The sequence below is a fragment of the Kosakonia sp. PSU_27 genome (assembly GCF_039409795.1).
GTDB lineage: Bacteria > Pseudomonadota > Gammaproteobacteria > Enterobacterales > Enterobacteriaceae > Kosakonia.
This window is the reverse complement of sequence record NZ_JBCIVK010000003.1, coordinates 288,679-303,620: the sequence shown is the minus strand read 5'-3', so window position 1 is coordinate 303,620 and position 14,942 is coordinate 288,679. Positions and strand designations below refer to the sequence as shown.

Here is a 14,942-nt window from a genome sequence, read left to right as displayed (position 1 = left end):
TTAGCGATCCACATCTGACATAACAAAATCGATACTACCCAGATAGACAATCAAGTCTGATACCAGGCTGCCGCGGATGGCCGACGGGATTTGCTGCAGGTGCGCAAAACTCGGGGTACGAACGCGGGTGCGGTAGCTCATGGTGCTGCCGTCGCTGGTCAGGTAGTAACTGTTAATACCCTTGGTTGCTTCAATCATCTGGAAGGATTCGTTGGCCGGCATTACCGGACCCCACGACACTTGCAGGAAGTGAGTAATCAGGGTTTCGATATGTTGCAGCGTGCGCTCTTTCGGCGGCGGCGTAGTCAGCGGGTGATCCGCTTTGAACGGGCCTTCCGGCATGTTGTTGAGGCACTGCTCAAGAATGCGCAGGCTCTGGCGCAACTCTTCAACTTTCAGCATCACGCGGGTGTAACAGTCGCTCACGCCACCGCCAACCGGGATTTCAAAGTCGAAATTTTCGTAACCGGAGTACGGGCGCGCTTTACGCACGTCAAAATTGATGCCGGTCGCACGCAGGCCTGCACCGGTCGTGCCCCACTCCAGCGCTTCTTTTGCGTTGTAAGCGGCAACGCCCTGTGAACGGCCTTTCAGAATGGTGTTACGCAGTGCCGCTTTCTCGTAAGAGGCCAAACGTTTTGGCATCCAGTCGAGGAATTCACGCAGCAGACGATCCCAGCCACGCGGCAGATCGTGCGCCACGCCGCCAATGCGGAACCAGGCCGGGTGCATACGGAAACCGGTGATCGCTTCCACCAGATCGTAGATTTTCTGACGATCGGTAAAGGCGAAGAACACCGGCGTCATTGCGCCTACGTCCTGGATGAAGGTTGAGATATAAAGCAGGTGGCTATTAATGCGGAACAGTTCAGACAGCATCACGCGGATCACGTTGACGCGATCCGGCACGGTGATACCGGCCAGTTTTTCTACCGCCAGCACGTAAGGCATTTCGTTTACGCAACCGCCGAGATATTCGATACGGTCGGTGTAAGGAATGTAGCTGTGCCAGGACTGGCGCTCACCCATTTTCTCCGCGCCACGATGGTGGTAACCGATATCCGGCACGCAGTCGACGATCTCTTCGCCGTCCAGTTGCAGGATGATACGGAACGCACCGTGCGCAGAGGGGTGGTTCGGACCGAGGTTGAGGAACATAAAGTCCTCGTTTTCGGTGCCGCGTTTCATGCCCCAGTCTTCCGGCTTGAAGGTCAACGCTTCCATTTCCAGATCCTGTTTGGCTTTGGTCAGCTCAAACGGATCGAATTCGGTTGCGCGCGCCGGGTAATCTTTACGCAGCGGGTGACCCGTCCAGGTTTGCGGCATCATGATGCGCGTCAGGTGCGGGTGACCATTAAAGGTAACGCCAAACATCTCCCAGGTTTCACGCTCATACCAGTTGGCGTTCGGGAAAAGTTTGGTCATCGTCGGCACATTCAGATCGTTTTCGGCCAGCGCCACTTTCAGCATGATGTCGCGGTTGCGATCGATGGAAATGAAGTGGTAGAAAACGGAAAAATCCGCGGCGGGCAAACCGGCGCGGTGTGTGCGTAGACGTTCATCCATGCCGTGCAAATCGAACAGCATGACGTACGGTTTCGGTAATTTCTTTAAGAAATCGACCACTTCCAGCAACTGCTCACGCTTAACCCAAACAACGGGTACCCCGGTGCGGGTCGCCTGAACGGTAAAGGCATCCGGCCCAAAACGGTTGCGCAATTCGCCAATGACCGGATCATCCAGATGATCCCGGGTCTGCCATGCGGCTTCTTGCGCAGTTAAATCGGTCATATTGTTCACCATTGCAAAGGGTCCGTGGTGACTGTTGGGTATGGCTTCGCGTTATTGGATTATTGAAATGCGAAGTTTCTTCCATTACCCACAGGCGCAAATTAAATCTCGTCCGGCGTACGCAGATTGGTCACGGCGATACGCTCGCCACGCTTACGGTCGCGTTCCGACTGCATATTGGCGCGATAAACGCCCTGATCGCCAACCACCCATGAGAGCGGACGACGCTCCTTGCCAATCGACTCCTGCAGCAGCATCAGCGCCTGCATATAGGCTTCAGGACGCGGCGGGCAGCCAGGGATGTAAACATCCACCGGGATAAATTTGTCGACGCCTTGTACGACTGAGTAGATGTCGTACATACCGCCAGAGTTGGCACAGGCGCCCATGGAGATAACCCATTTAGGTTCCAGCATCTGGTCGTAAAGGCGCTGAATGACCGGCGCCATTTTGGTAAAGCATGTGCCTGCTACCACCATCAGGTCTGCCTGACGAGGAGAAGCACGCAACACTTCCGCACCAAAACGCGCAACGTCGTGCACCGCCGTAAAGGATGTCACCATCTCTACGTAACAGCACGACAGGCCAAAGTTATATGGCCAAATTGAGTTTTTACGTCCCCAGTTCACCATATCGTGCAGGGCATTCTCGAGTTTGCCCATGTAAACGCTACGGTTAATTTCTTGTTCCAGGGGGTCGGTTACGATCTCCTGTTTCTGCAGGGGGTAACGGTCGTTCTCACCGTTAGGATCTATGCGGGTGAGCGTATAATCCATCTTATTGCCTCGCGGTTAGCGTTGACTGTCAGTGTAGCTGTTAGTCTCTGGGTTGATTTGCTCACGGCGCGAACGCACGGGCGTCCAATCCAGCGCGCCAATACGCACCAGATAAACCAGACCAGCCAGCAGCACTAATATAAAAATTGCGGCTTCGACAAACCCGACCCAACCACTCTCGCGAATGGAGGTTGACCATGCGTATAAATAGAGCGCTTCCACATCGAAGATGACGAAGAACATGGCCACCAGGTAGAACTTGGCGGATAGACGTAAGCGAGCGGAACCGACGGAGTCGATACCCGATTCGAAAGGAACGTTTTTGTGCCTCGCGCGTGCGCGACCGCCCAAAAACCGACCGCCGATCAGCATCAGGCAACACAGGCCAATGGCGACAATAAGAAAGATAGCGAATGCCCAGTGATGAGCGATGATTTCAGTGGATGTTGACATACGCATTGCTTAACTCAAAAGGTAGCGTTATTACCTCTGCTCTTGCTGGCAGATGACGCCACATCGATTCACGGGGAGGAATAAAAAACCACACATTAACTGTGTAAAAGGCGAAAACAGCTAAACGATGTGGGTTTTTACTCCTTTCTATAACCTTTTGTCAACTTTAACAAAGGTTTCCTCACATTAGTTTACATCGGCAGCAATTCATTAACATTTAGTGCCGTTTTCTTGAACGGCTTCAAACATTCACAAGAAATATCCAGTGTTGAATCGTGTCCGTAGCGAGGTTTTACACTAATTACCCGCTTATTTTGACAGGATTTTGTCCGGATTCCTCCCCCTCAACGGGAGTATTTTCTTGATCTGAGACACGCTTTTGTTAATTCATTCAGTGAAACAGCAACAATCCGCCTTGATTTTTAACATGACCAGCAGGCATGAAAGACTATAGTTGAAAAAAGGAGATCTTGCTGTGAGTGATATTAAATTATTGAAAGAAAGAATAATTTTCAGGAATGGGGCTTCTGTGATTCATCATCTGTGCGCAAAATGAACCGATAACCGCTTTTTTGCCGCCAGCGGTTCATTTTTGCACTTACATTTTGTTACCAGATTTGGCAGGGGATGTTAGCTAAAATCCCCTTCGATAACCAGCGGATCGCCTCCTCCTTCAGGAGTACCGCCGCTGTAATGCCAGGGGTTTTGATAATGTTCCATGGCCTGGAAAATTACCTGTGCCAGCTCATTGCGGCTTTGCGGGTTATAACAGAGCAAATATTCCGTATCCGGCAACAGCGGCAGCCCTTCGGCTCTGCCCAGCACGCGCAAATCAGGGCTCATCATTTCCACCGGCCGCGCGGTTACACCTAATCCGGCTTTTACAGCTGCTTTGACCGCCGACAACGACGAAGCAACATAAGCCATACGCCAGGGAATATCCGCATCATTCAGCGAATTGATGACCATATCGCGAAATGGGCTGGGCTCATCCAACAGAACCAGTGGTATCGCCTCACTTTTCTGTAACACGTACTCAGCCGAGCAGTACCAGTGCGTGGGCGATGTGCGTAACGTCAGGCAATCGAATTGCGCGGAACGGTGAGTCGTCACCACGAGATCAACATCATGCTCTTGTTCGCGTTCGTCAGAAAAGGGGTTGCGTTTCACGCGCACATCAAGAGCTAGCTTCGGATATACCGAGCTAATACGATTAAGCAAAAACGGTAAAATGGTGTCTGCGGACTCATCAGAAGCACCAATAGTTAAGACGCCCTGAAGGTTGCTAAACATTAACGACGTGCATGCTTCGTCATTGAAACGTAAGATCTTTCGCGCATATCCCAGTAACTGAATACCATGTTCAGTTAACAGTTTATTGCGGCCATGACGGGCAAATAATTCTTTTCCCACTAATTGTTCAAGCCGCTGCATTTGCTGACTTACAGCGGATTGTGTGCGACAAACTGCAGCAGCGGCCGCAGCAAAAGTGTTTAGATCGGCGACCGCAACGAAAGTTCTCAGCAGATCGAGGTCGAGATTCAATATCGGACGATTTGCATTTATCATAATTTTTCACTTACGGGTCGTTCGCGCGGAGTGACCCGGGTTTATGCTGTGCTCGTAAGATTAAGTAATTCCATTTAAAAAGTGCATCCAGCAGGTTTATAACCAGGTAAAGCTGGCAGTCGTTCAGGTGTTTATAGTTCGCTGTCTAACGCAAGCTGAACTCGATGGCTTTATTTCGCCTTCTGCCATTCCTTTTAGATATATAAAAGATGCCAAAGCGCGTTATTCCTTTTAAGAAAAACATGTTTGTGCAACGTTCATAGGCTATACATAGCACTGCGCCATATAGAACCAGCCTATATAACTGGTCAGAATTAAAAGCGAGTAATAACAATCGACTACAATTAAGAAATAAACCTTAACTAAAGCAAGGCTTTTGGTATCAGTTCCATTTCTTGCCCCACGAGTTTAACCTAAAACCTTTATATTTATAAGCATTATTACGAATTATCTTAAGCAAACAAATGGCTTCCACCATACCATCTACTAATTAATATTAGTGATAGTCATCGTTCCCATTCTCAATATTAAATAGCTATTAATTAAGTGAAGAACTAACTATTAATAATGCTTAACATTGCGTTCACAGCCAACTCACCTCTTCGCCAGGCCAAATGAGGAGGTAATCTATCGCGCTGGTTTTAAGCAGAAAGCGAATTCTACCGTAGCACAACGGCCTCAAACCGAGACTAAACGAACGCTTTTAGGCGGTAAAAAATCTCACCTAAAAACACAAAATCAGCATTAAAAACCAAAAAATAAAACAAACACAGAAAAAATAAAAAACATAAAGCCTAATAAATAGTTAAAAAATCGTTAACCATCAGAGACATTAAGACAAAATCTTCTCCTGCTAACCCTTCAAAACGGACCGAGGGGGGAGTACATTGTTCCGTGCTCACTTCCACGGCAGGCAGTGGCTATTCCAGCTAAAAGGTCAAAGGTTCATGTCCTCCATCGAAAAATCCAGCAAATTAGATAACGTCTGTTACGACATCCGTGGCCCGGTTCTGAAAGAAGCAAAACGTCTTGAAGAAGAAGGCAACAAGGTCCTCAAACTCAACATCGGCAACCCAGCCCCTTTCGGCTTCGAGGCACCGGATGAAATTCTGGTTGATGTGATCCGCAACCTGCCCAGCGCGCAAGGTTACTGCGATTCAAAAGGGCTCTATTCCGCGCGCAAAGCCATCATGCAGCACTACCAGGCGCGCGGCATGCGCGAAATCACTGTGGAAGACATCTATATTGGCAACGGTGTTTCCGAGTTGATTGTGCAGTCGATGCAGGCGTTGCTGAACAGCGGTGACGAAATGCTGGTGCCCGCACCGGATTACCCGCTGTGGACCGCTGCCGTCTCACTCTCTGGCGGCAAAGCGGTGCACTATTTATGCGATGAATCGGCAGGCTGGTTCCCCGATCTCGACGATATCCGCGCCAAAATTACGCCGCGTACGCGCGGGATTGTCATTATCAACCCGAACAACCCAACCGGCGCGGTCTACTCCAAAGAGCTGCTGCTGGAAATCGTTGAGATCGCGCGTCAGCACAACCTCATCATCTTTGCAGATGAAATCTACGACAAAATTCTTTACGACGAAGCGCAGCATCACTCCATTGCCGCACTCGCGCCGGATCTGTTCACCATCACTTTTAACGGGCTGTCGAAAACCTATCGCGTCGCGGGATTCCGCCAGGGCTGGATGGTGTTGAGCGGGCCTAAAAAGCACGCGAAAGGCTACATTGAAGGACTGGAGATGCTGGCGTCGATGCGCCTGTGCGCCAACGTTCCGGCTCAACATGCGATCCAGACCGCGCTCGGCGGCTACCAGAGCATTAGTGAATTTATTGTGCCCGGCGGTCGCCTGTATGAACAGCGTAACCGCGCGTGGGAGCTGATCAACGAGATCCCGGGCGTTTCCTGCGTGAAACCAAGCGGCGCGTTGTATATGTTTCCGAAAATCGACGCCAAACGCTTCAATATTCACGACGACCAGAAAATGGTTCTCGACTTCCTGTTGCAGGAAAAAGTGCTGCTGGTACAAGGCTCTGCGTTTAACTGGCCATGGCCGGATCACGTGCGAATTGTGACGTTACCGCGTGAAGACGATCTGGAAATGGCGATTACCCGTTTTGGTCGTTTCCTCTCGGGTTACCATCAGTAAGGATACCGGGGGAGGATTTGCATCTTCCCCCACTCTCTGCGCACAATGGCTCAGGTCGCAGTCACAGACAAGGTAAACCATGAGTCAGAGCCACTTTTTCGCCCACCTTTCCCGCCTTAAACTTATCAATCGCTGGCCACTGATGCGCAATGTGCGCACAGAGAATGTCTCCGAACATAGCCTGCAAGTCGCGATGGTCGCCCACGCGCTGGCGGCCATTAAAAACCGTAAATTCGCAGGCCAGCTCAATGCTGAGCGCATCGCACTGCTGGCGATGTACCACGATGCATCGGAAGTGCTGACCGGCGATTTGCCAACGCCGGTAAAATATTTCAACTCGCAAATCGCCCAGGAATATAAAGCCATTGAGAAGATCGCCCAGCAGAAGCTGGTCGAGATGGTGCCGGAAGAACTGCGTGATATTTTTGCGCCGCTGATCGATGAGCATCACTACACCGCAGAAGAAAAATCGATCGTGAAACAGGCAGATGCCCTGTGCGCTTATCTGAAATGTCTGGAAGAGCTCTCCGCTGGCAACAACGAATTCTTGCTGGCCAAATCACGGCTGGAAAAAACGCTCGATGCGCGCCGCAGCCCGGAAATGGATTACTTTATGCAGGTGTTTGTGCCGAGCTTCCATCTGTCGCTGGATGAGATCAGCCAGGATTCGCCGCTGTAACTGAACATGCCGGGCCAACAGCCCGGCCAGGTCAGGTCATGTCAGAACGGAAACAGCACCGGGATTAATAATGCGCAGACCACCATCACCAGTAACGTGAACGGCACGCCAATTTTTACGAAATCACTGAACTGATAGTTACCCGGCCCTAAAACCAGCGTATTCACCGGTGAGGAAACAGGCGTCATAAACGCCGCCGAGGCCGCCATCGCCACGACCATGGCAAACGGATAAGGTGACACGCCCATCGATTTCGCCGCCGCCAGCGCAATCGGCGCCATCAATACCGCAGTGGCGGTGTTAGAGATAAATAACCCAATCATGGCGCACATCACGAACAGACATATCAGCATCAGATGTGGGCCGTAGCCGCCGCCCAAATCCATCAACCCTTTCACCACCAAATCCACACCGCCGGTTTTTTGCAGCGCCAGCGCGAACGGCATCATGCCGACAATCAAAATAATGCTCGGCCAGTGGATCGCTTTATACGCACTTTCCGCATCAATACAGCGAAATTTACCCATCAGCATACAAGCTATGATCGCGGCCACCGGATTGGGAATTTCATCAGTCAGCATTAATGCAATCATCAATACCAGACAAAAAATAGCGTGTGCCGCCTGGCTATGCGCCGGGGAAGCGGCGCTCTCCTCCACCGGTAAGTTGAGCACCACAAAGTCGCGCCCGTGCGAACCAAGCTGGCTGATAAGTTTCCAGTTGCCGACCACCAGAAAAACATCGCCCAATTGCAACGTTTCATCCGTCACTGCGCCTTCCAGCGCCTCGCCGTTGCGTTTCAGACCAACAACATTAAGACCGTAGCGGGTGCGAAAACCGATTTCGCGCACGGTTTTACCAATCAGTTCCGAATCGGGAATCAACGACACCTCCGCCATTCCAACATCCAGCGCCTGGTCGGAAAAATACTCACCGCGCAGGATCATCGGCTCAAGCAATTGTTCAGCGCAAAACTGGCGCAAGTCGACTTCGGCGGCAGACATATCAATCAGCAGCACATCACGGGCACGAAATTCGGACACCCCATTAACGTTAACAATGACACGCCGGAAATGTCGCCAGCGCTCAACACCGATAATGTTGGCACCATAGCGTTCACGCAGTTGTAAATCATCCAGGCGCTGTCCAATCATTGGCGAACCGGGGCGAATCGCCAGGCGGCGCGCCCGTCCGGCAAGACGATACTCCTTAATAAGATCGCGAAAACTGCGACGTTTCCAGCTTTCACGCGCGGTATCGTCACTCTCCCCTTTCAACGTGAAACGCATCAACAGCATATAAATAATGCCAAGCAGCAAGATCACCAGCCCTAAAGGCGTCACGCTAAAAAAGCTGAACCCGCTAAAGCCTTCGCGTAGCAATTCACTGTTAACGACAAGATTTGGCGGCGTCGCTACCAGCGTCATCATGCCGCTAATAAGGCCGGCGAAGCTGAGCGGCATCATCAGCCGTGACGGCGAAATCTGCATGCGCATTGACACACTGAGCACTACCGGGATGAAGATCGCCACCACGCCGGTCGAACTCATAAACGCGCCAAGCCCGGCAACGGTAACCATCAACAGCACCAGCATTTTGATTTCGCTGCTGCCCGCCATGTTGACCAGCCACGTCCCCATATTCGTCGCCACACCGGTGCGCACCAGGCCATCGCCGATGATAAACAGAGCGGCAATTAATACGACGTTCGGGTCGCTAAAACCGGAAAACGCTTCGGAAATCGTCAGCGTTCCACTGAGAACGAAGGCAACAATAACAAACAGCGCAACAGCATCCATACGCACTTTGCCCGTCGCAAAAAGCACCACCGCGATGCCCAGCAGACACAGTACCCAGATAAGTTCACCGTTCACAACGAATCCTTGTCAGTTGATAGTGGAGAAATAGTGCCATAAAAAACCCCACAAAAGTGGGGTTAAATCATGGAATCAGGCCTTTAGCGTGACATCCACCAGGCCGTCCGGCCGTTTTGCGACATCGAGCGCGTCGAGTGTGGTGAGCCGGAAATCTACTTCATCAAGCCGGGGCGCATCTGCAGGAACATTTACCGCAATCACATGGCAACCTGCAGCAAGGCCGGAAAGGACACCCGCCGGCGCATCTTCCACCACCACGCACTCTTGCGGTGCCAGCCCCAGCAGCTGAGCGCCGAGGAGATAAGCATCAGGCTCAGGTTTGCCGCGAGTGACCTGCTCGGCGGTGACGAACACTTTCGGCGTCGGCAACCCGGTCGCACGATGTCGCGCGTGCGCGACAGGCACCGACCCGGAAGTGACGATAGCCCACGGAATCGCTGACTCATCTAAGTGCTGAAGCAGCGCAATCGCGCCAGGCAGCGCGGTAATACCATCGGTATCTGCCGCTTCAATTTGTTCAAGCCAGGTAAACTCAGCCGCAATCTCTGCTTCAGACTTGCCCGGTAAGAAATGCCGCAGCGAGGTAATCGCCTGTTTGCCATGGATAAAATTCAGTACTTCATCATGCGCGATACCAAATCGATCAGCCCAGTTACACCATGCCCGCTCCACGGCAGGCAGCGAATTCACCAGGGTGCCATCCAGGTCAAACAGAAATCCTTTACACTGCACACTCACCTCCTCAGGCGTTAATAATCTGATTAATTTCGTTACTGCTCAGGTGGTACTGACGCGGGCAGGAGTGCCACACACTCAACATGCGCTGATATTTTTCCCACATTGGGGTTTGCGCGTTAAAGCCATGGGTTCCCGCGTCGAAATGGGTATAACGGCCTTCGATGTTGACCATAAAACGCACATAGCCGAGATAACGCGCTTCCGTTGCGGCGTCAAAGCCAAGGAAAGTCACGCGGCGCTCATCAATGGCGCTGGTATCTTTCAGGTTGGTCCAGGAGACATGCAGTGCGTGGTACATCTCCATGATGTCGATAACCGTGCGACAGGTCTCTTCTTTCAACTCGCCGAATTCACGATCCAACTCACGCATTTGCAGGCCATATCCACGCTCAATAATGGTTTGCAAACGGCGATAGCGCTCCGCATTTGCCGGGTCCATCATGGTCATCATTTTGTACTGGTTGGATAAGATCAGACGTTGGGCATTAGTCATTTCCATCTTTCGACTCCTGTGGCACATCGGCGCATTAAAAAAGATGTCTTGAGTTTACCTGCTGAAAAAGACGGCTTTTTTGATTTGCCGGGGGTTTTGGGTAGAACACGATGAAAAATAAAAAAGAAGACATCGCAAAAATGCCTTCTTTTATAGAGATTACGAAATTTGCTAAAACTCACAAATCATCAAGAAATGTTTTATCGAGCTGCTTAAAAGCACGTTTAAGCGTGTCGGCCAGCGCCTGGTAATCAGGCTTACCCTCTACAGGTGCCAGCGCCTGACCCGCTTCTTGCAGCTTGCCTCGCACTTCATAAAACCAGTGCAGAATCGACGGCGGTAGCGGCGTCACGGAACGCTTACCCAGCCACCAAAGCCCTTGCATTGGCAGGCTCAGCGCAAACAACGCGGTAGCCACCGCCGGGCCAAGCTGGCCACCGAGCGCAATTTGCCAGCAGAGAGTAAACACTGCCACTGGCGGCATAAAGCGCGTGGCATAGCGCATTGCGCGGATCACGCGGTTTTCAACGAACATCGGAGCGAGGCGTTTTTCCATAGGCCAGGTCTTCGCATAGTGCTGACCCCGACGAAACAAACTAAAAAAATTGACGGGTCGATTCTCTGAAGTGGACATGGTTTACCTCAACTTCACATATAAAAATTAAAAAAATTGTGCAAAACAACAACTGTGAATGACATCGTTAAAATTTTTTGTCAATCCCACCTGGTATCAGGTATCCTGTGGCGGCCTTGACCGGTTCATTAGACGAATATCTTTAAGTCGTCAAATTTAAGCTCATTATGCCACTGCCTGAAATTTGCGCAAAATAGCTTAAAATTTTATGTATTCTTCTCATCATGCCAGAAAGTAAACCCGGCATGATGTTAATCATAATTGTCAGTGTCCACCTGCGCTACGCTGTGCGACTCACTGACCTTTTTTAGCCACGTATCATAAATAGGTACTTCCATGTCGAGTAAGTTAGTACTGGTTCTGAACTGCGGTAGCTCCTCACTGAAATTCGCAATCATCGATGCAGTTAATGGTGACGAGTACCTTTCTGGTTTAGCCGAATGTTTCCACCTTCCTGAAGCGCGCATCAAGTGGAAAATTGATGGCGGTAAACAAGAAGCGGCTTTAGGTGCAGGTGCCGCTCACAGCGAAGCGCTGAACTTTATCGTTAACACTATTCTGGCACAAAAACCAGAACTGTCTGCACAGCTGACCGCAATCGGTCACCGCATCGTGCACGGTGGCGAAAAATACACCAGCTCTGTGGTTATCGACGAATCCGTTATTCAGGGCATCAAAGATGCAGCCTCGTTCGCACCGCTGCACAACCCGGCTCATCTGATCGGTATCGCCGAAGCGCTGAAATCCTTCCCGAACCTGAAAGACAAAAACGTGGCTGTCTTCGATACGGCGTTCCATACCACCATGCCGGAAGAATCCTACCTGTATGCGCTGCCGTACAAACTGTACAAAGAGCACGGCGTTCGTCGCTACGGCGCACACGGCACCAGCCACTTCTATGTGACTCAGGAAGCAGCCAAAGTCCTGAACAAACCGGTTGAAGAACTGAACATCATCACCTGCCACCTGGGCAACGGTGGTTCTGTTTCCGCTATCCGTAACGGCAAATGCGTTGACACGTCCATGGGTCTGACCCCGCTGGAAGGCCTGGTAATGGGTACCCGTTCTGGTGATATCGATCCGGCTATCATTTTCCATCTGCATGACACTCTGGGCATGAGCGTTGAAGCTATCAACAAAATGCTGACCAAAGAGTCCGGTCTGCTGGGTCTGACCGAAGTCACCAGCGACTGCCGTTATGTAGAAGACAACTACAAAGATAAAGAAGACGCGAAACGCGCAATGGACGTTTACTGCCACCGTCTGGCGAAGTACATCGGTTCTTACACTGCGCTGATGGACGGTCGTCTGGACGCGGTTGTCTTCACCGGCGGTATCGGTGAAAACGCCGCCATGGTACGTGAGCTGTCTCTGGGCAAACTGGGCGTTCTCGGCTTTGAAGTTGATCACGAACGTAACCTGGCTGCCCGTTTTGGTAAGTCTGGCTTTATCAACAAAGAAGGCACCCGCCCGGCTGTCGTTATCCCGACAAACGAAGAGCTGGTCATCGCGCAAGACGCGAGCCGCCTGACTGCCTGATTCCACACACCGCCAGCCCACGCTGGCGGTGCTGTTTTGTAACCCGTCTCGCAAGACGGTAACGAAAGAGGATTAACCGTGTCCCGTATTATTATGCTGATCCCTACCGGAACCAGCGTCGGCCTGACCAGCGTCAGCCTTGGCGTTATCCGTGCTATGGAACGCAAAGGCGTTCGTCTGAGCGTCTTTAAACCGATCGCTCAGCCGCGCGCTGGTGGCGATGCGCCAGACCAGACCACCACAATCGTGCGTGCCAACTCTGGCCTGACTGCAGCAGAACCGCTGAAAATGAGCCACGTTGAGTCGCTGCTCTCCAGCAACCAGAAAGACGTGCTGATGGAAGAGATCATCGCCCGCTATCACGAAAGCAGCAAAGACGCTGAAGTGGTGCTGGTTGAAGGTCTGGTTCCGACGCGTAAACATCAGTTCGCGCAATCGCTGAACTTTGAAATCGCGAAAACGCTGAACGCAGAAATCGTGTTTGTCATGTCTCAGGGCACCGACACGCCAGAGCAGTTGAAAGAGCGTATCGAACTGACCCGCAACAGCTTCGGCGGCACGAAAAACACCAACATCACTGGCGTTATCGTTAACAAACTGAACGCACCGGTTGATGAACAAGGCCGTACCCGCCCTGACCTGTCTGAAATTTTTGATGACTCGTCCAAAGCAAAAGTTATTCATATCGATCCGGCGAAACTGCAAGAAGCCAGCCCGCTGCCGGTGCTGGGCGCTGTGCCGTGGAGCTTCGATCTGATTGCTACCCGCGCAATTGACATGGCCCGCCACCTGAATGCGACCATTGTTAACGAAGGCGATATCAAAACCCGCCGTGTGAAATCCGTGACCTTCTGTGCGCGCAGCATTCCGCACATGCTGGAACACTTCCGCCCGGGTTCACTGCTGGTGACCTCCGCAGATCGTCCGGACGTGCTGGTTGCTGCTTGCCTTGCCGCGATGAACGGCGTGGAAATCGGGGCGCTGCTGCTGACTGGCGGTTACGAAATGGACGCCAGCGTGCGCAAACTGTGTGAACGTGCATTCGCCACCGGCCTGCCGGTATTTATGGTGAATACCAACACCTGGCAGACCTCCCTGAGCCTGCAGAGCTTCAACCTGGAAGTTCCGGTTGATGATAACGAGCGTATCGAAAACGTTCAGGAATACGTAGCTGGCTACATCAATGCCCAGTGGATCGATTCTCTGACCGCAACTTCCGAACGCAGCCGTCGTCTCTCTCCGCCGGCATTCCGTTACCAGTTGACTGAGCTGGCGCGCAAAGCGGGCAAACGCGTTGTTCTGCCGGAAGGCGACGAACCGCGTACCGTGAAAGCTGCCGCTATCTGTGCTGAACGTGGTATCGCGACCTGTATCCTGCTGGGTAACCCGGACGAGATCAATCGCGTTGCCGCTGCGCAAGGCGTTGAGCTGGGCACCGGGATTGAAATCGTCGATCCGGACGTGGTACGTGAAAGCTACGTTGCTCGCCTGGTTGAGCTGCGTAAGAGCAAGGGCATGACCGAAGCCGTCGCCCGCGAACAGCTGGAAGACAACGTGGTTCTCGGCACGCTGATGCTGGAACAGGACGAAGTTGACGGTCTGGTTTCCGGTGCTGTGCACACCACCGCGAACACCATCCGTCCGCCGCTGCAGTTGATCAAAACCGCACCGGGCAGCTCACTGGTTTCTTCCGTGTTCTTTATGCTGCTGCCGGAACAGGTTTATGTGTACGGTGACTGCGCCATCAACCCGGATCCGACCGCTGAACAGCTGGCAGAAATCGCGATTCAGTCTGCGGATTCCGCTATCGCGTTCGGTATCGAACCGCGTGTGGCAATGCTCTCCTACTCCACCGGTAACTCCGGCGCGGGTAGCGATGTAGAGAAAGTGCGCGAAGCAACGCGTCTGGCACAGGAAAAACGTCCTGACTTGGTGATCGACGGTCCGTTGCAGTACGACGCTGCCGTTATGGCTGACGTTGCGAAATCCAAAGCGCCGAACTCTCCGGTTGCAGGTCGCGCTACCGTGTTCATCTTCCCGGATCTGAACACCGGTAACACCACCTACAAAGCGGTACAGCGTTCTGCCGACCTGATCTCCATCGGGCCGATGCTGCAGGGTATGCGCAAACCGGTTAACGACCTGTCCCGTGGCGCGCTGGTTGACGATATCGTCTACACCATCGCACTGACCGCGATCCAGGCTTCACAGCAGTAATCTGCTGTAAACGG

The 14,942-nt window shown here is 52.1% G+C and carries 12 protein-coding genes; 4 read left to right on the top strand and 8 right to left on the bottom strand.

Going from position 1 to position 14,942, the window contains the following annotated elements:
- The 4 genes from nuoC to lrhA all read right to left on the bottom strand — a co-directional run bounded on the left by nuoC (position 1) and on the right by lrhA (position 4,589).
- Complete coding sequence (nuoC, locus tag AAIG26_RS08405) at positions 1-1,803, bottom strand: NADH-quinone oxidoreductase subunit C/D (RefSeq protein WP_020454526.1); 1,803 nt, start codon at positions 1,801-1,803, stop codon at positions 1-3.
- A gap of 89 nt (positions 1,804-1,892) precedes the next feature.
- The gene (gene nuoB, locus AAIG26_RS08400; protein ID WP_007371088.1) at positions 1,893-2,567 is read right to left on the bottom strand and encodes an NADH-quinone oxidoreductase subunit NuoB; all 675 of its coding nucleotides are present in this window, start codon (positions 2,565-2,567) and stop codon (positions 1,893-1,895) included.
- Between the two features lie 15 nt (positions 2,568-2,582).
- Complete coding sequence (gene nuoA, locus AAIG26_RS08395; RefSeq protein WP_017458599.1) at positions 2,583-3,026, bottom strand: NADH-quinone oxidoreductase subunit NuoA; 444 nt, start codon at positions 3,024-3,026, stop codon at positions 2,583-2,585.
- Between the two features lie 624 nt (positions 3,027-3,650).
- Positions 3,651-4,589, bottom strand: a complete 939-nt coding sequence (gene lrhA, locus AAIG26_RS08390) for a transcriptional regulator LrhA (RefSeq protein WP_045512998.1) — start codon at positions 4,587-4,589, stop codon at positions 3,651-3,653.
- A gap of 947 nt (positions 4,590-5,536) precedes the next feature.
- Between lrhA and AAIG26_RS08385 the strand changes: the two genes are divergently transcribed.
- Positions 5,537-6,751, top strand: a complete 1,215-nt coding sequence (locus AAIG26_RS08385; RefSeq protein ID WP_020454530.1) for a pyridoxal phosphate-dependent aminotransferase — start codon at positions 5,537-5,539, stop codon at positions 6,749-6,751.
- 79 nt (positions 6,752-6,830) lie between these two features.
- Positions 6,831-7,430 carry a 5'-deoxynucleotidase gene (yfbR, locus tag AAIG26_RS08380; protein WP_020454531.1) on the top strand — a complete coding sequence of 200 codons (600 nt, stop codon included), beginning with the start codon at positions 6,831-6,833 and terminating at the stop codon, positions 7,428-7,430.
- A 41-nt stretch (positions 7,431-7,471) separates the two neighbouring features.
- On the opposite strand, the gene AAIG26_RS08375 is transcribed toward yfbR, so the two are convergent.
- From AAIG26_RS08375 to yfbV, 4 genes are all read right to left on the bottom strand, one after another.
- A complete protein-coding gene (locus AAIG26_RS08375) occupies positions 7,472-9,304 on the bottom strand; it encodes an SLC13 family permease (RefSeq protein WP_343180450.1) in 1,833 nt (610 codons plus the stop codon).
- Positions 9,305-9,379: 75 nt separating this feature from the next.
- Positions 9,380-10,039: a sugar phosphatase gene (locus AAIG26_RS08370; protein WP_343180449.1), complete on the bottom strand. Its 660-nt coding sequence runs from the start codon at positions 10,037-10,039 to the stop codon at positions 9,380-9,382.
- Between the two features lie 10 nt (positions 10,040-10,049).
- Positions 10,050-10,544 carry a YfbU family protein gene (locus AAIG26_RS08365; protein WP_020454534.1) on the bottom strand — a complete coding sequence of 165 codons (495 nt, stop codon included), beginning with the start codon at positions 10,542-10,544 and terminating at the stop codon, positions 10,050-10,052.
- A 172-nt stretch (positions 10,545-10,716) separates the two neighbouring features.
- Positions 10,717-11,172 carry a terminus macrodomain insulation protein YfbV gene (yfbV, locus tag AAIG26_RS08360; RefSeq protein WP_086868037.1) on the bottom strand — a complete coding sequence of 152 codons (456 nt, stop codon included), beginning with the start codon at positions 11,170-11,172 and terminating at the stop codon, positions 10,717-10,719.
- Positions 11,173-11,508: 336 nt separating this feature from the next.
- Between yfbV and ackA the strand changes: the two genes are divergently transcribed.
- Positions 11,509-12,711, top strand: coding sequence for an acetate kinase (ackA, locus tag AAIG26_RS08355; protein ID WP_020454536.1), 1,203 nt, complete (start codon positions 11,509-11,511; stop codon positions 12,709-12,711).
- Between the two features lie 78 nt (positions 12,712-12,789).
- Entirely contained in the window at positions 12,790-14,928 is a 2,139-nt protein-coding gene (pta, locus tag AAIG26_RS08350; protein WP_017458608.1) for a phosphate acetyltransferase, read from the top strand.
- The last annotated feature ends 14 nt before the right edge of the window (positions 14,929-14,942 follow it).